Raw genomic sequence first — 20,142 nt, forward strand, 5'->3', positions numbered from 1 at the left:
TCCCCCGCCCGCCCAAGAACGTTTTCTGCCTGGGCCGCAATTACGCGGAACACATCCAGGAGGACAACGTGTCGCGCGACCAGAAGACCGAGCTGCCGAAATACCCGCAGTTCTTCACCAAACCCCACACCGCCATCGTGGGCGACGGCGCGGACATCCGCTACGACGAGCGCGTGACCCGGCGGCTGGACTACGAGGTGGAACTGGCGGCCGTCATCGGCCGGGGTGGGCGCGACATCGCGGCTGCCGACGCCCTGGGCCATGTGTTCGGCTACACCATCGTCAACGACATCACCGCGCGCGATCTGCAGCGCCGCCACGATCAGTGGTTCAAAGGCAAGGGGCTGGACACCAGTTGCCCCATGGGACCCTGGATCGTCACGGCCGACGAGATCCCCGATCCGCACGCGCTGCGCATCCAGCTCTCGGTGAACGGCGAGGCCCGCCAGGACGCCAGCACCGGCGACATGATCTTCCGTCTCCCCGAGACCATCGAATCGCTGTCGGCCGGTCTCACGCTCGAACCGGGCGACGTCATCGCCACCGGCACGCCTTCGGGCGTGGGCTACGCCATGGACCCGCGCCGCTTCCTGGCCGATGGCGACGTCATCGAATGCCGCATCGAAGGCGTGGGCGTGCTGCGCAACACGGTGCGCGCCACCGCCTGAGGCGGCGCGCGATGGGCGCCCGGCGCCCTTGATTCGCGCTCAGCGCCGCGGTGCCGAGAAGGTCTGCGGCAGCAATTCCATGTGCTCCCGGTGCGCCTTCACCACCTGGAGCAGCGCGTCCCGGTAGCGGGCGCGATTGGTGCGCAACGTGGGTATGCGGGTCGCCAGCCCCAGCACCATGGGCGGCTGGTGGCGCGGTGCGGCCAGCAGCATGGCGATGGTGCCGGAGCCCGGCGTCGCCACCCCTTCGCTGTAGGCATATCCGCGCTCGCGGCACTCGTCGAGTTTGGCGAGCAATTCGTTGAAGCGCACCGGCGGCGCCGATTTGTCTTCGGCGTTGATGCGCGTCACCAGCGCGCGCAGCTCGGCCCGGGGCTTGAGCGCCAGGATCACCTGCCCCACGGCCGAGCGCAGCAGCGGGCGCGTGACGCCGGCCACCACCTGGGTCACCCCCGCCGCCGGGCCACCCTTGACCACGTGGATGTACTGCACCTGGAAGCCGCTCTGGATGCCCAGCGTGACGGTGCACTCGGTCTCGTCGCGCAACTGGTACATGAGCCGCACCACGGTGCCGTCCGCCAGCAGAGCGTCGTTCACCCACAGCCCCAGCAGCGCGGCGCGCACGGTGGGCACGTAGGTGCGCTGCTCGCGCTCGTAGTCGAGATAGCCCAGGTCGCGCAGCGTGTTCAACAGCGCGAAGGTGCTCGACGAGGGGTAGTCGAGCGCGGACGCCACCTGCGACAGCGTGGCGGGGGCCCGCCGTTGCGCGAAAAACTCGAAGACTTCGACGACGCGTTGCGCTGATTTGACGGAGGCCGGCATGCTGACAAAGGTGTTACGCGAAGGTGGGTGGAGGGCCACTATATAGAGCGCTCGGCTCCAGGATCGACCCAAAGAAAGCGACAAGTTGGCGTGAGGCGCGACAGCTTGTCGCATTTCGCCCTGTTTGGCCGCGTTCCAACATGCGCACTGCATTTCATAAGGGCTAGTGCCCATCGGTTTGTCATGGTCTTGCATGCAAACTTGTCGTGCTCTGCCGTGACGCAGGCGTGCCAGAAACACGCGGGCCCCACGACCCGCTGGAGTTCAACGATATGGACATGAACCGGAGACATTTCTTCCGGGTCAGCGGTGCCGGGCTGGTGGGATCCAGCCTGGTGGCATTGGGCTTCTCGCCCACCGCCGCGCTGGCCGAGACGCGCAGCTTCAAGCTCGCGCGCACCACCGAGACACGCAGCATCTGTCCCTACTGCTCCGTCAGTTGCGGCCTGGTGATGTACACGCTGGGTGACAAGGCCAAGAACGTCAAATCGACCATCGTCCACATCGAGGGTGACCCGGACAACCCGGTGAACCGCGGCACGCTGTGCCCCAAGGGCGCGGGCGTGATGGACATGATCCAGTCGCCCAACCGCGTGCTGTACCCGCAGGTGCGGGAGGCGGGCGCCAGCGAATGGAAGCGCATCTCCTGGGACGAGGCGCTGACCCGCGTGGCCACGCACATGAAGCAGGACCGCGACGCCAACCTGATCAAGACCAACGACAAGGGCGTCACGGTCAACCGCTGGAACAGCACCGGCTTCCTGATCTCCTCGGCCTCGTCCAACGAGTCCAGTTACCTGTCCGTCAAGGTCGCGCGCGGCCTGGGGATGGTGGCACTCGATACGCAAGCACGTATCTGACACGCGCCGACGGTGTCCAGTCTGGGCCCGACTTTCGGTCGCGGAGCGATGACCAACTCGTGGACCGACATCCGCAACACGGATCTCGTCCTCATCATGGGCGGCAATGCCGCCGAAGCCCACCCCTGTGGTTTCAAGTGGGTGACCGAAGCGATGCAGCACCGCAAGGCCCGGCTGATCGTCGTGGATCCGCGCTTCACGCGCTCCGCGGCGGTGGCCGACGTCTATGCGCCCATTCGCAACGGCACCGACATCGCCTTCCTGGGCGGTGTCATCAACTACCTGTTGTCGAACGACAAGATCCACCTCGACTACGCGAAATTCAACACCGACCTCTCGTTCCTGACCAAGCCGGAGTACCAGTTCAACAACGGCATCTTCAGCGGCTACGACGAGGCCAAGCGCAGCTACAACAAGGCGAGCTGGGGCTACCAGGTCGGCGAGGACGGCTTCGTGAAGGTGGATGAGTCCCTGCAGGATCCGTTGACGGTCTACCAGCAGCTCAAGAAGCACTACAGCCGCTACACGCCCGAGATGGTGACCCGCATCTGCGGCACACCGCAGGACAAGTTCCTGCAGATCTGCCAGATGCTGGGCGAGATGTCCGCGCCGGACAAGACCAGCACGATCATGTACGCGCTTGGCTGGACGCAGCACACGGTGGGCTCGCAGAACATCCGCACCATGGCCATGATCCAGCTCCTGCTGGGCAACATGGGCCGCCCGGGCGGAGGGGTCAATGCGCTGCGGGGGCACGCCAACGTGCAGGGCGTGACCGACATGAACGCTTACTCGGAAGTGCTCTCGGGCTACCTGAGCGCGCCCGGCGATGCCGACACCACGGTGGAGGAGTACCTGGCCCGGCGCACGCCCAAGCCGCTGCGCCCGAACCAGATGGCGTTCACGCAGAACTTTCCCAAGTGGTTCAACAGCCTGATGAAGGCCTACTACGGGCCGGCGGCCACCGCCGAGAACGGCTTCGCCTACGACTGGGTGCCCAAGCGCGACGCGGGTTACGACATCCTGCACATGTTCGAGCTGATGCACCAGGGCAAGATGAACGGCTTCCTGGTGCAGGGCTTCAACCCACTGGCGGCGGTGCCCAACAAGAAGAAGCTCTCGGCGGCGCTGAGCAAGCTCAAGTACCTGGTGGTGATGGACCCGCTGGAGACCGAGACGGGCGAGTTCTGGAAGAACTTCGGGCCGCTCAACGACGTCGACCCCAAGGCCATCCAGACCGAGGTGTTCCGCTTTCCCACCAGTTGCTTCGCCGAAGAGACTGGCAGCTTCACCAACTCCAGCCGCGTCATCGCCTGGAAGGAGAAGGCGGTCGATCCCCCGGGTGAGGCCAAGGTGGACTCGGAGATCGTGGCGCGCCTGTTCATGAAGCTGCGCGCCATGTACGCCAAGGACGGCGGTACCCTGCCCGAGCCGGTGGCCGCGCTGACCTGGCCGTACCTCAACGCGCAGGTGCCCAGCTCGGCCGAACTGCTGCGCGAAATCAACGGCCGCGCCATCAGCGACGTGCTGGCGCCCGTGGACGCGAAGAACCCCACGGCGCCGCGCGCGGTGCTGGTGAAGGCGGGCGAGCAGATGCCCAACTTCGCGCTGCTCCAGGCCGACGGCTCCACCGCCTGCGGCAACTGGATCTACGCCGGTTGCTGGCAGCAGTCGGGCAACATGACGGCGCGGCGCGACCTGAGCGACCCGACCGGACTGGGCGTCTACCCGGGCTGGGGCTGGGCGTGGCCGGCCAACCGCCGCATCCTCTACAACCGCGCCAGCGCGGACAAGAACGGCAAGCCCTGGGACCCGAATCGCTCCTACCTGCGCTGGAACGGCACCGCGTGGGGCGGGGCGGACGTGCCCGACATGCGGCCCAACGCCACGCCCGAGGAAGCGGTCGGCTCCTTCATCATGAACCCCGAGGGTGTGGCCCGCCTGCACGCCATCGGCATGGCCGAAGGCCCGTTCCCCGAGCACTACGAACCCTTCGAGACCCCGCTGGGCAGCAACCCGCTGCATCCCGACAACCCGCTGGCCATCAGCAACCCGGCGGCGCGGGTGTTCAAGGGGGACATGGAAGCCTTTGGCAAGAAGGAGGAGTTCCCGTACGCGGCCACCACTTACCGACTCACCGAGCACCAGCACTTCTGGACCAAGCACGCGCGCAGCAACGCCATCGTGCAGCCGGCGCCCTTCGTGGAGATCAGCGAGGAGCTGGCGAAGGAGAAGGGCATTCGCCAGGGCGACCAGGTGAGGGTGCGCAGCAACCGGGGCGAGGTGGTGGCGGCCTGCGTGGTCACCAAGCGCATCAAGCCGTGGACCATCGACGGCAAGCTGGTGCACATGGTCGGCATCCCCATCCACTGGGGCTTCAAGGGCGTCACACAGAACGGCTACCTGGCCAATGCGCTGACCCCCTTCGTCGGAGACGCGAACTCGCAGACGCCGGAGTTCAAGGCCTTCCTCGTCAACATCGAAAAGGTGACCACATGAGCCTGCAATCACTCGACGTGGTCGCCCGCTCGGCCACCACCACGCCCACGCCGCAGGTTCGCACCAACGCACCTGCGCTCGCCAAGCTCATCGACGAGTCCAAGTGCATCGGCTGCAAGGCCTGCCAGGTGGCCTGCATGAACTGGAACGACCTGCGCGACGAGGTCGGCACCAACATTGGCGTCTACGACAACCCGGTGGACCTGACGCCCACCAGCTGGACGGTGATGAAGTTCTTCGAGGTCGAGCCCGAGCAGGGCAACCTCGAATGGCTGATCCGCAAGGACGGCTGCATGCATTGCGAAGACCCGGGCTGCCTCAAGGCCTGCCCGTCGCCCGGCGCGATCGTGAAGTACTCCAACGGCATCGTCGACTTCATCAGCGAGAACTGCATCGGCTGCGGCTACTGCGTCAAGGGCTGCCCCTTCGACGTGCCGCGCATCAGCCAGAAGGACAACAAGGCCTACAAGTGCACCTTGTGTTCCGACCGGGTGGGCGTGGGCCTGGAGCCGGCTTGCGTGAAGACCTGTCCCACCGGCGCCATCACCTTCGGCACCAAGGACGACATGGTCGCCTACGGCGAGAAGCGCTCCGGTGAGTTGAAGGAGCGTGGCTTCCAGAACGCCGGGCTCTACAACCCGCAAGGCGTCGGTGGCACGCACGTCATGTACGTGCTCAAGCACGCCGACCGGCCCGAACTGGAAGGCCTGCCGAAGGACCCGACGATCAGCCCGCTGGTCTCGCTGTGGAAGGGCATGGCCAAGCCGCTCGCGGTGGCCGCCGTGCTCGGCGCCGCCGTGGCCGGTTTCTTCCACTACATGAAGGTGGGCCCGATCGAGGAGAAGGACGCGGCCGAGAAGGAGGACGTCAAATGAAGCAGCGCCTCATTCAACGCTACAAGGACAGCGACCGCATGAACCACTGGTTCATCGCGATCATGTTCTTCCTGGCGGCCCTCTCGGGGCTGGCTTTCTTCCACCCCAGCCTGTTCTTCCTCAGCAACCTGTTCGGCGGCGGACAGTGGACGCGCATCCTGCACCCCTTCCTGGGGGTGCTGATGGTGGTCGGCTTCCTGGGCCTGTTCTTCAAGCTCTGGCGGCAGAACCTCATCAACGCGCGAGACCGCGAGTGGGCGAAGCACGCCGGGCGCATGCTGCACGGCGACAAGGCTGGCATGCCGCCGGCGGGCAAGTACAACTACGGGCAGAAGATCGTCTTCTGGCTCATGGTGCTGAGCCTGCTGGTGCTCGTGGTCACGGGCTTCATGTTCTGGCGCCCGTGGTTCGCCCCGTTCTTCAGCATCGGCGTCATGCGTGTGGCCGTGCTGCTGCACGCCATCGCGGCGGTGGTGCTGGTGCTCAGCGTCATCGTGCATGTGTACGCGGCCATCTGGGTCAAGGGCACCATGCGCGCCATGACGCGCGGCACCGTGACCGAGAACTGGGCGCGCCTGAACCACCCCCTGTGGCACGAGGAAGTGAGCCGACACCGATGAGCAACAGCGCGACCGTGCGCGTCATGTCCCCGGAAGAGATCGCCGCGCGCGGCGGCGGGGACACCCCTTTCCTGCGCTGGCCCGAGCGCGCCACGCTGTTCGCCGAACGCGAGATGCGCCTGCGCCAGCTCGCCAACGGCCACAGCCTGGGCGACTACCTGCGCTTCATGGCCGAGCTGGTGCACGAACAGCAGCTTGCGCTGCAAGCCATGCCCGTCGTGCCCCTGCCCGACGCGGCGGCCGTGGACCGCGCCGCGCGCGAGGGCCTGCCGCCGCTGCCGGCCGCCGACTGGCCGCGCGATCCGTCCTGGCGCGCCGTGGTGCACCGCATGGCCGCTGCCCTGGCCGAGCGCGCCCCCGAGGCCGCGCGGCCCGCGCTGCGCGAACTGGCGGAAGCCGACGAGGTGTTCCTCGAGCGCCAGGCCGACCTGCTGCTCAACGGCCTGTCCACCGGCCTGGACCTGGGTGCCGCGCCCGTGGTGGGCGCGGCCTTGCAGGTCTATTGGACGCACCTGCTGCTCTCGGTGCAGGGCCTGCACCAGGGGCAGGGCGCGCCGGTCGGCCGCATCGACGACACCAGCGCCTGCCCTTTCTGCGGCAGCCGGCCTGCCGCGAGCATCACGCGCACGGCGGGTGAATCGCTCGGCCAGCGCTACCTGCACTGCTCGCTGTGCAACCTCGAATGGCACATGGTGCGCGGCAAGTGCCCGCACTGCCTGGCGTCGAACGGCTTGAGCTACCAGTCGCTCGACCTGGCCGATGGTGAGGGAGGCGAGGGCGGCGAGGCGAGCGCCTCCCGCGCCACGTCCGCCACGGTGCAAGCCGAAACCTGCGACGACTGCGGCCACTACCTCAAGATCGTGCACACCGACCGCGACCCCTTCGTGGACCCGGTGGCCGATGACCTGGCCAGCCTCACGCTGGACCTGCTGGTGTCCGACACCGGCAAGCAGCGCCACGGCGTGAACTTCATGCTGCTGTTCGGCGAGCCCGAGCCCTTGCTCGAAGACGGCTCGCCACCGCCAGGGAGTCGATGATGGGCCGCCTGACCGAATCCGTCGTTGACGGTTCCCAGGCGAAGAACCCGGCGAGCCTCCAGGATCTTCCCTCGATCGATCGCGTGCTGCGCTGGCCCGGCGTGGCCGCGCTCGTGGACGAGCATGGCCACACCCTGGTGGCCGATGAGGCGCGCGCCGCCATCGATGGCCTGCGCGAGTCCGCGCGGCGGGGCCGGCTGGAGGCCGAGGCTTTGCAACCCGAGTCCGTGGCGCAGGCCATCCAGGCCCGCGTGGCCGAACGCCTGGCGCCGCGCCTTCGCGCCGTCATCAACCTCACCGGCACCGTCATCCACACCAACCTGGGCCGCGCCCTGCTGGCCGACGCCGCCCTGCAGCACCTGCTGGCGGTGATGGCCGGGCCCAACAACCTGGAGTACGACCTGGCCAGCGGCGGCCGGGGCGACCGCGACAGCGTCGTCGAGGAACAGCTGTGCACGCTCACCGGCGCCGAGGCCGCCACCGTGGTAAACAACAACGCGGCGGCGGTGCTGCTCACCATCGCCGCGCTGGCTCGGGGCCGCGAGGTCATCGTCTCGCGCGGCGAACTGGTCGAGATCGGCGGTGCCTTTCGCATGCCCGACGTGATGGCCAGCGCCGGCGCCACGCTGGTGGAGGTGGGCACCACCAACCGCACCCACCCGCGCGACTACGAGCAGGCCATCACCGAGCGCACCGGCCTGCTGATGAAGGTGCACACCAGCAACTACGCGGTGCAGGGCTTCACGTCTTCGGTGGACGAGCACGAGATCGCGCGCATCGCGCACGCGCGTGGCCTGCCCATGGCCACCGACCTGGGCAGCGGCGCGCTGGTGGACATGTCGGCCTGGGGCCTGCCGCACGAGCCCACGCCGCGGGAGAAGATCGCCGCCGGCTGCGACGTGGTCAGCTTCAGCGGCGACAAGCTGCTCGGCGGTCCGCAGGCCGGCCTCATCGTCGGCACGCGAGAGGCCATCGGCCGCATCCGCAAGTTCCCCATGAAGCGCGCGCTGCGCATGAGCAAGCTGCCGCTGGCCGCGCTGGAGGCCACGCTGATGCTCTACCTGCGCCCCGAGCGCCTGACGCAGGACCTGCCCACCTTGCGCCTGCTCACGCGCCCGGCCGAGGGCATCCGTGAACAGGCCGAGGCGCTGCTCGCGCCGGTGCAGGCCGCCGTGGCGCCGCGCTTCACGGTGTCGGTGCTCGATCTGCAGGGCCAGATCGGCTCGGGTTCGCTGCCGGTGGAGCGGCTGCCCTCGGCGGGCCTGGCCATCGCGCCCGTCGAGAAGAAGGGCAGTGGCCGCGCGCTGGACGAACTGGCCACCGCCCTGCGCGCACTGCCGCGCCCGGTGATCGGCCGCGTAGCCGACGACCGCCTGCTGCTCGATCTGCGCTGCCTGGAAGACAGCGCGCCCTTCCTCAACCAGTTGCCCGCGCTGCGCGAGGCGCTGGCCTGATCCGCTTTCGTTGTCACACAAGAAAAGGAGTCCACCCGCATGACGCTCGACCGCCGCCACTTCCTCACCGCCGCCGGTGCCGGCGTGGCCACGCTGGCCGCTGGTTGCGCCACCCCCAACGCCGCAAACAGGCCGGGCTTGCCTTTCTTCATCGGCAGCCCCGCCCAGACCCTGCTGCCCAAGGGCAAGGCGCCGCGCGTGGTGGTGTGCGGCGGCGGCTGGGGTGGCCTCACCACCGCCAAGTACCTTCGTCAGCTCGCGCCCGGCGCCGAGGTGGTGCTGCTCGAACGCAACCCGGTGTTCTTCTCCTGCCCCATCAGCAACAAGTGGCTGGTGGACATGGTGGACACCAGCTTCATCACGCACGACTACCTGCGCGTGTCGGAGCGGCACGGCTACCGCTTCATCCAGGCCGAGGTGCTGGAGGTGGACCGTGGCGCCAAACGCGTGGTCACCTCGCTCGGCGCGCTGGACTACGACTACCTCGTGCTCGCCCCGGGCATCCGCTACAACTACGAGGCCTGGTTCGGAAACGACCGCCGCATGGCCGACGCCACGCGCGCGCGCTTCCCCGCGGCCTACGTCAGCAATGCCGAGCACTTCGCGCTCAAGCAGGCGTTGCACAACTTCAAGGGCGGCGACTGGGTGATGACCTTGCCGCCCCCGCCGCAGCGCTGCCCGCCGTCGCCGTACGAACGCGCCTGCATGGTGGCCTGGTACTTCAAGAAGAACAACATCAAGGGCAAGGTCACCATCCTCGACCACAAGGACGGCGTGCGCCCCATCGGGCCGGGTTTCCGTGCCGCCTTCAACGAGCTCTACAAGGACTACATCACCTACGTGCCCAACGCGCACGTGCAGTCCATCGACCCGTTCAAGAAGGAGATCAAGACCGACGCGGGCGACATGAAGTTCGACCACGCGGTGCTGATGGCGCCGCACCAGGCGGGCGACTTGGCCTGGAAGGCCGACACCATCGGCCGCACCAGCGAAGGCAAACCCAACGGCTGGGCCGACGTCGACCCGCTGATGCTGCACCTCAAGGGCGACCCGAGCGTCTACGTCATCGGCGACGCCGTCGGCGTCGTCTCGCCGCAATTTGCCTTCTATCCCAAGAGTGCGCACGTGGCGAACAAGCACGGCCACATCGTGGCGGGGTACATCGCCGAGCGCGTTGCCGGCCGCGACCCGAAGCTCACGCTGCCCGACAACCTCTGCTACATGATGGTCAACGGCGAACCGCGCGAGGCCATCAGCGTGCAGTTCGACTACAAGGTCAATGACAAGGGCGTGATCGAGCAGACGCAGATCGACGTCAACCAGCGCAGCGGCGACCTCGTGAAAGAGAACTTCCGCTGGGCCGGCCTCAAGTTCGAGGACATGTTCGGATGATCGTCGGCACGGCAGGCCACATCGACCACGGCAAGACCACGCTGGTGCGCGCGCTCACCGGCGTGGACACCGACCGCCTGCCCGAGGAGAAGCGCCGCGGCGTTTCCATCGAACTCGGCTACGCCTTTCTCGACGCGCCCGATGGTGAGCGCATCGGCTTTGTCGACGTGCCAGGCCACGAGCGACTGGTGCACACCATGCTGGCCGGCGCCACGGGCATCGACCACGCCCTGCTGCTGGTGGCGGCCGACGACGGTGTGATGCCGCAGACGCACGAGCACCTGGCGGTGCTGAGCCTGCTGGGCCTGTCGCGCGGCGCAGTGGCTGTCACCAAGTGCGACCGCGTCGACGCCGATCGCGTGGCCTCGGTGGTGCGCGAGGTGCGCGCGCTCGTCGAACCCACGCCGCTGGCGGGCGCGCCGGTGCAGCCGGTCTCGGCTCACACGGGCGAGGGCCTGACGGCCTTGAAGCAGCACTTGTTCGAGGCCGCCGCGCGCGCCAGCGAACACCCACGCCTGCACGACGCCTTCCGCCTCGCGGTGGACCGCGTCTTCGTGCTCGACGGCACCGGCACCGTGGTCACCGGCACCGTGCACGCGGGCACCGTGCGCGTGGGCGAGGAGTTGCGCCTGGTGCCCGGCCAACGCAGCCTGCGCGTGCGCAGCGTGCACGCGCAGAACCGCGCGGTGCAAGAGGCGTCGGCGGGCCAGCGCTGTGCGTTGGCGCTGGCCGGCATCGAGCGAGATCAGATCCAGCGCGGGCAGTGGCTGGTCGCACCCGAGGCCGCAATGGCCACCGATCGACTCGACGCGCACCTGACGCTGTGGCACGGCGAAGCGCGCGCGCTGCGCTCGGGCACACCGGTGCACGTGCACATCGGCTCGCAGTCGGTGATGGGCAGCGTCGCCGTGCTGGAGCCGGCCGTGGTCGAGCCGGGCGGTTCGGCGCTGGTGCAACTGGTGCTGCGCGAGCCGGCCGGGGCCTGGCACGGCGACCGCGTGGTGCTGCGCGACGCCTCGGCCAGCCGCACGCTCGCCGGCGGCAGCGTGCTCGACCCGCTGGCGCCGGTGCGCTACCGGCGCACGCCGCAGCGCCTGAGTGAGTTGCAGGCGCTGCAGGCGCCCACGGCGGGCGAACGGCTCGCGGCCTTGCTGCGCGTGTCGCCACAGGGGCTGGAGTTGCGCCGCTTCGCCGCGGCGCAAGGGTGCGCGCCCGGCCTGGCCGCGCAGACCCTCGCCGATGCGGCGCTGCGCCAGCACGATGGACAGGGCGAGCACCTGCTGCACACCGAGCACGCGGACCAGGCCGCGCAGCGCGTGCGCGAGGCGCTGGCCCAGTACCACCAGAAGCAGCCCGACGAGCTGGGCCCCGACAGCGCGCGCCTGCGCCGCCTGGCCCTGCCGCGCCTGCCCGAGCCGCTGTGGCGTGCGCTGCTGGCGCGCGAGATCGCGCAGGGCGCGCTGCAACAGCGCGGCGCTTACGTGCATCTTCCGGAGCACGGCGTGCACCTGTCGGCGGTGGAGGAGCGGCTGGCGCAGAAGGTCGCACAGCCCTTGCTGCAGGCCGGCTTCGAGGGTGCCTGGGTGCGCGACCTGGCGCGCGACGCGAAGGAGTCCGAGGCGCTGGTGCGCGTGACGCTGGCGCGCCTGTCGCAGCGCGGCGAACTGAGCCAGGTGGTGAAGGACCTGTACTACCCGACCGCCACCATGGTGCGGCTGGCCGCGCTGGCGCGCGAGGTGGCCGCTGTGCACGGCGGGCAGGTGCTGGCGGCGGGCTTTCGCGACACCACCGGCCTGGGCCGCAAGCGCGCCATACAGATCCTCGAGCACTTCGACCGCATCGGCCTGTTGCGCCGGGTGGGCGACGTGCACTGGCTGCGCCAGGACAGTCAACTTTTCAGGGAGGCGCCCCTATGATGGCGCTGCGTTTTTCGAAGCGGGCCGCGAGGCCCGGTTCAAGGAAGGGAAACGACCCTGGTGGGTCGGCCGGGCTTCAAACCCGGTGGGTGGCGCCATGCGTCGCCGGGTGGGTTCGACTCCCATTCCTTTCCGCCGAGCACTTGAAGTACCCCCCGCCGCGCTTCGCGCGACCCCCCAAGGGGGGCGACACCTGCGGCCTGGCGAAGCCAGTTCCGCGGTGTCTCTGGGTTCGTCCCGGGCGGGTGGGGCGCAGTCGCTGATCATGGAGCGCTTTGCCCCTGACTTTCCTTCTGACTTGCTCTATCACGTGGAGCATCAGGTCTGGGCGCGCGTGGACGCGCCGGACCTGGTCACTGTGGGCATCACCGCGCTGGGCATCCGGTTGTCGGGCGAGGTCTACATGTGCCGCGCCAAGCCAGTGGGCACGGCGGTGGAGCAGGGGCGCTCCATCGGCGTGGTGGAGCTGGCCAAGTCCATCGTTTCGGTGAAGGCGCCGCTGTCGGGCACGGTGGTCGAGGCCAACGCCGCGCTCGCGCAGCGGCCGGAGCTGGTGCACCGGGACCCGTACGGCGACGGCTGGATCGCGCGCCTGCGGCCTGCGGCGCTGGAGGCGGAGCGGGCGGCCCTGGTGAGCGGCCCGGCCGTGCTGGCCGCGATGGCCGGGCACGCGCGGCTCTACCGAATCGAGATGGACCATGCTTGAACCGAACGAGGCCGCGGGCATCGCCATCCTGCTCTGGGCCGCCGAGCCCGAGGCGCCGCACCGGTTGGTGACGCCGTTCTTTCACGCCGCCGCCGCCGCCGCCATGGACACACCGGTGGAGATCTACTTCACCGCGCGCAGCGTGCACCTGCTCGTGCCCGGCGTGGCCGACGGCCTGCGCGCCAGCCCGCACCACGACAAGACCGTGGGCCAGGCCCTGCGAGAGGCGGTGGAACACGGTGCGCGCCTGTTCGCCTGCACCGACGCGCTGCACGCCCAGGGCATCGATCCGGACCACCTGATCCCCGAATGCACAGGCCTCGGCGGTGCCGTGCAGTTCATGGCCCGCGCGAGCGACCTGCGTTGGCGCACACTGGTGTACTGACCCACCGCTCGCGCGACCGCCATGAACGCCCCCGACCTTCCGCCCGCCGATCCGCTCGCGCCTTTGCTCTCGCGCGTGTCCGTCGGCACGAAATACCTGCGCGAGCCCGCCCCCTCGCCGGACGACCTGTTGCGCATGGCCACCGCCGCGCTGCGCGCGCCCGACCACGCGGGCCTGGTGCCCTACCGCTTTGCCGTGGTGCGCGGCGCGGCGAAGCAGCGCCTGGCCGACCTGTTCGAGGCCGCCGCGCGGGCCCACGGCAAGTCCGCCGAGCAGGCACTGCGCGACCGCGAACGCGCCACGGCGCCGCCGCTGCTGGTGGCGGTGATCGCGCGCATCGACGCTGGCCACCCCCTGGCCACCGTGCACGAACAATGGATCGCGCTCGGCGGTGCGCTCGCCAACTTCCTGACCGCCGCCCATGCCCTGGGCTACGGCGGCAAGATGCTCTCGGGCAGCAAGGTGCGCGACCACGCCGTCATGTCCGCCTTCTGCCGGCCCGGCGAGACGCTGGTGGGCTGGGTGGTGCTGGGTACGCCGCAGGGCGTGGGCCGGCCCAAGTTCGACAAACCCACCCCGGACGAGCTGCTCGGCGAGTGGCCCGGGCCGGCCGACACGCAAGACCTTTAACATCCGCCGCCAGCCCCCTGGGCCAGTGGCGCGTGCGCCGCGGGCATGCCGCCTTCCCTGAACGCAAGGCTGCGCCCGTTTTCTTCGAGTCCTTTCCTCCCTTCATCAGGAAGCCACCATGACCCGCTTCAACCCGCTCCATCGTTTCCGCAACGCCCTCGTGCTGGGCATCGGCCTGATCGCCTTCGCCTCGCAGGCGCAGCAGGTGTTCCGCCTCACCGCCATCCCCGACGAGTCGCCTACCGAACTCGCCCGCAAGGCCGCGCCGCTGGTGAAGTACCTGGAAGGCACGCTGGGCATGAAGGTGGAGTACACGCCCGTGACCGACTACGCCGCCGCCGTGGAGGCGCTGGTGAACAAGAAGGTGGACATGGCCTGGTTCGGTGGCTTCACCTTCGTGCAGGCCAACGTGCGTTCGGGCGGCAAGATCATTCCCCTGGTGCAGCGCGAGGAAGACGAGAAGTTCCGCTCGGTGTTCATCTCCAGCGACCCGGCGGTGAAGACACTGGCCGACCTCAAGGGCAAGGACGTGAGCTTCGGCTCGCAGAGCAGCACCTCGGGCCACCTCATGCCGCGCAGTTTCCTGCTGCAGGCCAACATCAACCCCGAGAAGGACTTCGGCCGCGTGGCCTACAGCGGTGCGCACGACGCCACCATCGCGGCCGTGGCCTCGGGCAAGGTGCAGGGCGGGGCGCTCAACATCTCGGTGTGGGAGAAGTTCGTGGCCGACAAGAAGGTCGACACCGACAAGGTGCGCGTGATCTTCACGACCCCGCCGTACTACGACTACAACTGGTCGGTGCACGCCGACATGCCCGCCGCGCAGCGCGAGAAGCTCGCGGCCGCGCTGCTCAAGCTGGACCGGGCCACGCCCGAAGGCAAGGCCGTGCTGGACCTGCAGCGCGCCACGCGCTTCGTGCCGACCAAGGCCGAGAACTACAAGGGCATCGAGGCGGCTGCGCGCAGCGCCAACCTGCTCTGATCGCCCGTGCGGCGGCTCAGCCCCACCAGGGCAGCAGCCGCTTCATCGCCGCCACCTCGCCGCAGTGGTCCGGCAGGTAGCCGGGCAGGGCGGCCAGGCGATCCTGCCAGGCGCGGCTGCGCAGGCGTTCCAGCAGGCGCTTCATGGGCGGCTCGTTCAGCGTGTCCTTCAGGCACACCAGCAGGTAGCGCTCGTCGGTGACGGGCACGAAGCCCAGGCTGGCGGCGCGCGCCGCGTACTCGGTGCCCAGGCCCACGTCGGCGCTGCCGCTGGCCACGGCGTGGGCCACTGCGCCGTGCGAGCGCTCCACGCGCTCGTAGCCGTCGATGTCGTCCGCCGGCAGCCCCGCCTGGGCGAGCAGTTCGTCCAGCAGCAGGCGCGTGCCCGTGCCCTTGGCGCGGTTGACGAAGCGCGCCTGCAGGCGCGCCACGTCGCCGATGTCGCGCAGGCGCAGCGGGTTGCCGGGCGCCACCACCAGTCCTTGCGTGCGCCGCGCGAAGCCGATGATCTTGTGCAGGCCCGGCTTGAGCAGCGGGCGGTAGGTGCGTGCGGTCAGCGTGCTCGCGTCAGCGAAGGGCTGGGTGTGGAAGCCTGCGATCTTGCAGCGGCCCTCATTGAGTGCGCGGATGGCGTCCACGCTGCCGCAGAACTGCACGTCCAGGTGCAGGCGCGTGGCCGCGTCCTTGCCGCTGCCGCCGCTGTCGTGCGCGGCGAAGTCCACCAGTTCGGCCAGCGCGTGGTCGTGGCTGGCGTAGAGCGTGAGTTGGGGGTGCTCGGTGTCCTCGCCGTCGAGCATCAGCGCGAAGGCGCGTTCCAGCTCGGCGCGCAGGTTCTCCATCTGCGGGCCCAGGCGGGCCTGGGCCAGGCGCTCGGCCGCCAGCAGCTTTTCGCCGAAGGGCGTGAGGCGCGCGGCCTGGCCGCGCTCCCAGAAGATCAGGCCTTGGCCGAGATCGGCCTCCCATTCCTTGAGCTGACCCCACACGTGGCGGTAGGACAGGCCCAGCTCGCGCGCCGCGCCGGAGATGGAGCCCGAGGCCTTGACCGCGTGCAGCACGTCCATCATGGGATTGCGCAGCAGCGCCGAGCCATTGCCGGCGGCGCGCTCGCGCGTGCTCAGTTGGTACGCCAGCTCGATTCGTCGCATGGGCGTCGAGTGTGCATCAAGCGCACCTATGCACCAAGGTTCATACCGCGTCAGTACGTAGCGTCGGCAACGCCCGTCGTCGGTAAGCTCGCCAACATATGAACACCTTTTCCGATAGCGTGAACACCGCGATCGGCCTGGTGCTGGCCGGGGACGCGGGGCTGTGGGCCATTGTGCTGCGCTCGCTGGCGGTCAGCGTCACCGCCACCGTCATCGCCTACGCGCTGGGCCTGTGGCTGGGTGCCTGGCTCGCTTCGGCGCGTTTCGCGGGGCGCGGGGTGGCGCTCACGCTGCTCAACACCGCGCTGGCCGTGCCGGCGGTGGTGGTGGGCCTGGTGGTCTACCTGCTGCTCTCGCGCTCGGGGCCGCTGGGCTTTCTGGGCTGGCTGTTCAACTTCGAGGCCATGGTGGTGGCGCAGGCCGTGCTGGTGCTGCCCCTGGTCACCGCGCTGGTGCGCCAGACGGTGGAGGACGCCGAACGCAGCCACGGCGAGCAGTTGCGGTCCATGGGCGCAGGCACGCTGATGCGCAGCCTTCTGCTGGCCTGGGACGAACGCTACGCGCTGCTCACCGTCTTCATCACGGCCTTCGGCCGGGCCATCGCCGAGGTCGGCACCGTGATGATCGTGGGCGGCAACATCGACGGCTTCACGCGCGTCATGACCACCGCCATCGCGCTGGAAACCAGCAAGGGCGACCTGCCGCTGGCCCTGGGCCTGGGCGTGGTGCTGCTGGCCGTGGTGCTGGTGCTCAACGCGCTGGTGTCGCTGGTGCGGCGCTGGCGCGAGCGCGCCGATGGCCTGGTCCCCCTGGGGGTTGGCATATGAGCGGCGTGCCGCCCCAGGCCGTGCACGCGCCGTGCTTTGAACTGCGTGGCGCCCAGGTTCGCCTGGGCCCGGCGCCGCGCGCGCCCGCGCTGGACGAGGTGAACCTGCGCGTCCTGCCCGGCGAGCGCGTGGCCTTCATCGGCGCCAATGGCAGCGGCAAGAGCACGCTGCTGCGCACGCTGCACGGCCTGCTGCCGCTGACGGCGGGCACGCGACAGGCGCCGGGCCGCCACCGCGTGGCCATGCTGTTCCAGCGCCCGCACATGCTGCGCATTCGCGCGCTGCACAACGTGGCCCTGGGCCTGTGGCTGCAGGGCCGGCGGTGGGGCGAGGCCAAGGCGCTCGCGCTCACGGCGCTGCAGCGCGTGGGCCTGGCCGACCTGGCCCAGCGCAATGGCCGCGCGCTCTCGGGCGGACAGCAACAGCGCCTGGCGCTGGCGCGCGCCTGGGCGCTGCAACCCGACATCTGGCTGCTCGACGAGCCCACGGCCAGCCTGGACCCACACGCCAAGCGCGAGGTGGAACAGCTCATCGCCGAGTTCACGGCCGCGCCCGCGAGCGGCCAGCCCACCACGCTGGTGTTCGCCAGCCACAACCTCGGCCAGGTCAAGCGCCTGGCCAGCCGCGTCGTCTACCTGGAGCAGGGCCGCGTGCTCGCCGACCTGCCCGTGCACGATTTTTTCAACGCCGACCTGTTGCGGGCCGTGTGCCCGCACGCCCATTTGTTCGTTCAAGGAGAAAGCTGGTGAAACCCATCCGTTCCGTCATCACCCTGGCCGCTGGCCTGCTGATCGGCACCGCCGCGCTCGCGCAGAGCATCGTCGTGGCCTCGACCACGTCCACCGAGCAGTCCGGCCTGTTCGGCGCCATCCTGCCGCAGTTCAAGCAGGCCACCGGCATCGACGTGAAGGTGGTGGCCCTGGGCACGGGCCAGGCCATCGACATGGCGCGCCGCGGCGACGCCGACGTGCTCTTCGTGCACGACAAGGTGGCCGAGGAGAAGTTCGTGGCCGAGGGCTTCTCGGCCAAGCGCCAGGAGGTCATGTACAACGACTTCGTGCTCGTGGGCCCCAAGGCCGACCCGGCGAAGACGGCGGGCAAGGACATCGTGGGCGCGCTGAAGAAGGTGGCCGCCGCCAACGCGCCCTTCATCTCGCGCGGCGACAAGAGCGGCACGCACGCGGCCGAACTGCGCTTCTGGAAGATGGCCGAGGCCGATGCCAACAAGGGCGGCGGCTACAAGGAATGCGGATGCGGCATGGGCCCGGCGCTCAACATCGCCTCCGGCAGCAACGCCTACGCGCTCACCGACCGCGGCACCTGGCTCAACTTCAAGAACCGCGGCGATTTGAAGGTGCTGGTGGAAGGTGACCAGCGCCTGTTCAACCAGTACGGCGTGATGCTGGTGAGCGCGGCCAAGCACCCGCAGGTGAAGACGGCCGAAGGCCAGAAGTTCGTGGACTGGGTCACCGGCCCGGCCGGCCAGGCGGCCATCGCCGCCTACAAGATCGGCGGCGAGCAGCTCTTCTTCCCGAACGCCACGAAGTGAGCGACGCGGCCGCCACGCCCCTGCGCGTGTTCGCGCCCGGCAGCCTGCGCGAGGCCTTCGAGGCGCTCGCGCCGCAGCACCGCGAGGCCGGTGGCCCCGACTGGCACGCAGCCTTTGCCGCCGCGGGCCTGCTGCGCGAGCGCATCGAGGCCGGTGCGCCGGCCGATCTGTTCGCCTCGGCCAATCTCGCGCACCCGCGCGCGCTGGCGGCCGAAGGTGGCTGGGACGGGCCGCTGGTCTTCGCGCACAACACCCTGTGTGCCATCGCCGCGCCGCACTGGCGTGGCGGCAGCGACGAGCTGCTCGACGCCATGCTCGATCCCCGCGTTCGCCTGGGCACCTCCACGCCGCGCGCCGACCCCTGCGGCGACTACGCGCTGGCCATGTTCGAGCGCGCCGAGGCCTTGCGCCCGGGCGCGCGCGACGCGCTGGCGGCCAAGGCGCTTGCGCTCACCGGCGGGCCGCAGTCGCCGCGCCCACCCGAGGGGCGCAACACCTACGCCTGGGTGATGGCCGAGCACAGTCTCGATCTGTTCATCACCTACCGCACCAACGGCCAGCGCGCGCGGCGCGACTGGCCCGAGCTGCGCACGGTGGAGCTGCCCGACACCCTGGGCGTGCGCGCCGACTACGGCGTGGCCTGGCGGCGCGGTGCCGGGCCGGTGGCCGAGGCGGCGGCGCGCTGGTTGCTGGGTGGCACCGCACGCGCCACACTCGCCGACCATGGATTCGAACTGCCTTGAGCCTTGGTCCCGCCGCGCCGTGCTGCTTGCGCTGGCGGCGTGCGGGGCGGCACCGGTCTTCGCCCAGGCGCCATCCCGCCGTGTGACCGACAGCGCCGGCCGCGCCGTGCCCGTGCCACCGCGCGTGCAGCGCGTGTTCCCCGCCGGGCCGCCGGCGGCCATCTGGCTCTACACGCTCGCGCCCGAGGCCCTGCTGGGCTGGCCGCGCGCCAACCGGCCCGAAGAGATCGAGTTCCTGCTGCCCGGCGTCGGCAATCGGCCCGAGGTGGGGCGCCTCACCGGGCGCGGCAACACCGCCAACCTGGAGACGGTGCTGGCGCTCAAGCCCGACCTGATCGTGGACACCGGTTCGGTTCGCCAGACCTTTGTAGAACTGGCCGAGCGCGTGCAGCAGCAGACTGGCATTCCCTACGCGTTGATCGATGGTGCGCTGGAGGCCGTGCCGGCTGGCTACCGCCTGCTGGGCGAACTGATGGGGCGGCCCGAGCGCGCCGAGGCGCTGGCTCGCTACGCCGAGGACACGCTGCGCCAGGTGCGCGAGCGCGTGGCCGGCGTGCCGCGCGAGCGCCACCCGCGTGTGTACTACGCGCGCGGCCCGCACGGGCTGGAGACCGGGCTCGATGGCTCCATCAACGTCGAGATGTTCGAGGCCATGGGCATTCAACTGGTGTCCACGCGCATGCCCGGCGGCCTGGCGCGCGTGTCCGTCGAGCAGGTGCTGAACTGGGACCCCGAGGTCATCATCACCATCGACCAGACCTTCGCGCAGAGCGCCGCGCAAAGCCCGCTGTGGCGCAACGTCAGCGCCGTGAAAAACGGCCGCGTGCACCTGAGCCCCAAGCTGCCTTTCGGCTGGGTGGACTTTCCGCCGAGCGTGAACCGGCTGCCGGGGCTGTGGTGGATCGGCGCGAAGGTGTTTCCCGAGCGCTTCCGCGAAGACCTCGGCGAGGTCGCGCGCGATTTCTATCGGCGCTTCTATCAGGTGGAGTTGTCGGCCACGCAAGTCCAGCGGGTTCTCGCTGGCCGCGACTGA

The 20,142-nt window shown here is 69.7% G+C and carries 19 protein-coding genes and 1 tRNA gene; 18 read left to right on the forward strand and 2 right to left on the reverse strand.

All coding sequences use genetic code 11. From position 1 onward, the window contains the following. A partial coding sequence (locus BN948_RS03965) for a fumarylacetoacetate hydrolase family protein (protein ID WP_035620567.1) occupies window positions 1-668 on the forward strand: 668 nt, incomplete at its 5' end. A 39-nt stretch (window positions 669-707) separates the two neighbouring features. On the opposite strand, the gene BN948_RS03970 is transcribed toward BN948_RS03965, so the two are convergent. Next, on the reverse strand, window positions 708-1,490 hold the full coding sequence (locus BN948_RS03970; RefSeq protein ID WP_009519120.1) for an IclR family transcriptional regulator: 783 nt from the start codon (window positions 1,488-1,490) through the stop codon (window positions 708-710). Between the two features lie 272 nt (window positions 1,491-1,762). On the opposite strand from BN948_RS03970, the gene fdnG reads away from it, so the two are divergent. The 12 genes from fdnG (at window position 1,763) to BN948_RS04035 (ending at window position 14,846) form a co-directional block, all read left to right on the forward strand. Next, a complete protein-coding gene (gene fdnG, locus BN948_RS03980) occupies window positions 1,763-4,849 on the forward strand; it encodes a formate dehydrogenase-N subunit alpha (RefSeq protein WP_138819907.1) in 3,087 nt (1,028 codons plus the stop codon). Then, window positions 4,846-5,724, forward strand: coding sequence for a formate dehydrogenase subunit beta (fdxH, locus tag BN948_RS03985; protein WP_009519117.1), 879 nt, complete (start codon window positions 4,846-4,848; stop codon window positions 5,722-5,724). The genes fdnG and fdxH overlap by 4 nt, the downstream gene beginning before the upstream one ends. Next, the gene (locus BN948_RS03990; protein WP_009519116.1) at window positions 5,721-6,344 is read left to right on the forward strand and encodes a formate dehydrogenase subunit gamma; all 624 of its coding nucleotides are present in this window, start codon (window positions 5,721-5,723) and stop codon (window positions 6,342-6,344) included. Before fdxH ends, BN948_RS03990 begins: the two co-directional genes overlap by 4 nt. Further along, on the forward strand, window positions 6,341-7,381 hold the full coding sequence (gene fdhE, locus BN948_RS03995) for a formate dehydrogenase accessory protein FdhE (protein WP_009519115.1): 1,041 nt from the start codon (window positions 6,341-6,343) through the stop codon (window positions 7,379-7,381). The genes BN948_RS03990 and fdhE overlap by 4 nt, the downstream gene beginning before the upstream one ends. Beyond that, the gene (gene selA, locus BN948_RS04000) at window positions 7,381-8,835 is read left to right on the forward strand and encodes an L-seryl-tRNA(Sec) selenium transferase (protein ID WP_009519114.1); all 1,455 of its coding nucleotides are present in this window, start codon (window positions 7,381-7,383) and stop codon (window positions 8,833-8,835) included. Before fdhE ends, selA begins: the two co-directional genes overlap by 1 nt. A 39-nt stretch (window positions 8,836-8,874) precedes the next feature. Continuing rightward, window positions 8,875-10,227, forward strand: a complete 1,353-nt coding sequence (locus BN948_RS04005; protein WP_009519113.1) for an NAD(P)/FAD-dependent oxidoreductase — start codon at window positions 8,875-8,877, stop codon at window positions 10,225-10,227. Then, window positions 10,224-12,143, forward strand: a complete 1,920-nt coding sequence (gene selB, locus BN948_RS04010; RefSeq protein ID WP_009519112.1) for a selenocysteine-specific translation elongation factor — start codon at window positions 10,224-10,226, stop codon at window positions 12,141-12,143. The genes BN948_RS04005 and selB overlap by 4 nt, the downstream gene beginning before the upstream one ends. A gap of 42 nt (window positions 12,144-12,185) precedes the next feature. Next, a tRNA-Sec gene (locus tag BN948_RS04015) sits at window positions 12,186-12,278 on the forward strand. Between the two features lie 130 nt (window positions 12,279-12,408). Continuing rightward, window positions 12,409-12,849, forward strand: a complete 441-nt coding sequence (locus BN948_RS04020) for a glycine cleavage system protein H (protein WP_009519111.1) — start codon at window positions 12,409-12,411, stop codon at window positions 12,847-12,849. Beyond that, window positions 12,842-13,234, forward strand: a complete 393-nt coding sequence (locus tag BN948_RS04025; protein ID WP_009519110.1) for a DsrE family protein — start codon at window positions 12,842-12,844, stop codon at window positions 13,232-13,234. Before BN948_RS04020 ends, BN948_RS04025 begins: the two co-directional genes overlap by 8 nt. A gap of 21 nt (window positions 13,235-13,255) precedes the next feature. After that, the gene (locus BN948_RS04030) at window positions 13,256-13,864 is read left to right on the forward strand and encodes a nitroreductase family protein (RefSeq protein WP_009519109.1); all 609 of its coding nucleotides are present in this window, start codon (window positions 13,256-13,258) and stop codon (window positions 13,862-13,864) included. Between the two features lie 118 nt (window positions 13,865-13,982). Further along, a complete protein-coding gene (locus BN948_RS04035; protein ID WP_009519108.1) occupies window positions 13,983-14,846 on the forward strand; it encodes a putative selenate ABC transporter substrate-binding protein in 864 nt (287 codons plus the stop codon). Between the two features lie 16 nt (window positions 14,847-14,862). Here BN948_RS04035 and BN948_RS04040 read toward each other — a convergent pair whose 3' ends face one another. Beyond that, window positions 14,863-15,990 carry a substrate-binding domain-containing protein gene (locus BN948_RS04040; RefSeq protein WP_009519107.1) on the reverse strand — a complete coding sequence of 376 codons (1,128 nt, stop codon included), beginning with the start codon at window positions 15,988-15,990 and terminating at the stop codon, window positions 14,863-14,865. Between the two features lie 98 nt (window positions 15,991-16,088). Between BN948_RS04040 and BN948_RS04045 the strand changes: the two genes are divergently transcribed. The 5 genes from BN948_RS04045 to BN948_RS04065 all read left to right on the forward strand — a co-directional run bounded on the left by BN948_RS04045 (window position 16,089) and on the right by BN948_RS04065 (window position 20,142). Then, window positions 16,089-16,817, forward strand: a complete 729-nt coding sequence (locus BN948_RS04045; protein ID WP_009519106.1) for an ABC transporter permease — start codon at window positions 16,089-16,091, stop codon at window positions 16,815-16,817. Then, the gene (locus BN948_RS04050) at window positions 16,814-17,566 is read left to right on the forward strand and encodes an ABC transporter ATP-binding protein (protein ID WP_009519105.1); all 753 of its coding nucleotides are present in this window, start codon (window positions 16,814-16,816) and stop codon (window positions 17,564-17,566) included. Before BN948_RS04045 ends, BN948_RS04050 begins: the two co-directional genes overlap by 4 nt. After that, the gene (locus tag BN948_RS04055) at window positions 17,563-18,366 is read left to right on the forward strand and encodes an ABC transporter substrate-binding protein (RefSeq protein ID WP_009519104.1); all 804 of its coding nucleotides are present in this window, start codon (window positions 17,563-17,565) and stop codon (window positions 18,364-18,366) included. The genes BN948_RS04050 and BN948_RS04055 overlap by 4 nt, the downstream gene beginning before the upstream one ends. After that, entirely contained in the window at window positions 18,363-19,109 is a 747-nt protein-coding gene (locus BN948_RS04060) for a substrate-binding domain-containing protein (RefSeq protein WP_009519103.1), read from the forward strand. Before BN948_RS04055 ends, BN948_RS04060 begins: the two co-directional genes overlap by 4 nt. An 82-nt stretch (window positions 19,110-19,191) precedes the next feature. Next, a complete protein-coding gene (locus BN948_RS04065; protein ID WP_202901755.1) occupies window positions 19,192-20,142 on the forward strand; it encodes an iron ABC transporter substrate-binding protein in 951 nt (316 codons plus the stop codon).

The sequence above is a fragment of the Hydrogenophaga intermedia genome (assembly GCF_000723405.1).
GTDB classification, from domain to species: Bacteria; Pseudomonadota; Gammaproteobacteria; order Burkholderiales; family Burkholderiaceae_C; genus Hydrogenophaga; species Hydrogenophaga intermedia.

Excerpts from the sequence above, each read along its gene's own strand:
- BN948_RS03970 (WP_009519120.1), bottom strand. The coding sequence starts at position 1,490 with ATGCCGGCCTCCGTCAAATCAGCGCAACGCGTCGTCGAAGTCTTCGAG.
- fdxH (WP_009519117.1), top strand. The coding sequence starts at position 4,846 with ATGAGCCTGCAATCACTCGACGTGGTCGCCCGCTCGGCCACCACCACG.
- BN948_RS03990 (WP_009519116.1), top strand. The coding sequence starts at position 5,721 with ATGAAGCAGCGCCTCATTCAACGCTACAAGGACAGCGACCGCATGAAC.
- fdhE (WP_009519115.1), top strand. The coding sequence starts at position 6,341 with ATGAGCAACAGCGCGACCGTGCGCGTCATGTCCCCGGAAGAGATCGCC.
- selA (WP_009519114.1), top strand. The coding sequence starts at position 7,381 with ATGGGCCGCCTGACCGAATCCGTCGTTGACGGTTCCCAGGCGAAGAAC.
- BN948_RS04005 (WP_009519113.1), top strand. The coding sequence starts at position 8,875 with ATGACGCTCGACCGCCGCCACTTCCTCACCGCCGCCGGTGCCGGCGTG.
- selB (WP_009519112.1), top strand. The coding sequence starts at position 10,224 with ATGATCGTCGGCACGGCAGGCCACATCGACCACGGCAAGACCACGCTG.
- BN948_RS04020 (WP_009519111.1), top strand. The coding sequence starts at position 12,409 with ATGGAGCGCTTTGCCCCTGACTTTCCTTCTGACTTGCTCTATCACGTG.
- BN948_RS04025 (WP_009519110.1), top strand. The coding sequence starts at position 12,842 with ATGCTTGAACCGAACGAGGCCGCGGGCATCGCCATCCTGCTCTGGGCC.
- BN948_RS04030 (WP_009519109.1), top strand. The coding sequence starts at position 13,256 with ATGAACGCCCCCGACCTTCCGCCCGCCGATCCGCTCGCGCCTTTGCTC.
- BN948_RS04035 (WP_009519108.1), top strand. The coding sequence starts at position 13,983 with ATGACCCGCTTCAACCCGCTCCATCGTTTCCGCAACGCCCTCGTGCTG.
- BN948_RS04040 (WP_009519107.1), bottom strand. The coding sequence starts at position 15,990 with ATGCGACGAATCGAGCTGGCGTACCAACTGAGCACGCGCGAGCGCGCC.
- BN948_RS04045 (WP_009519106.1), top strand. The coding sequence starts at position 16,089 with ATGAACACCTTTTCCGATAGCGTGAACACCGCGATCGGCCTGGTGCTG.
- BN948_RS04050 (WP_009519105.1), top strand. The coding sequence starts at position 16,814 with ATGAGCGGCGTGCCGCCCCAGGCCGTGCACGCGCCGTGCTTTGAACTG.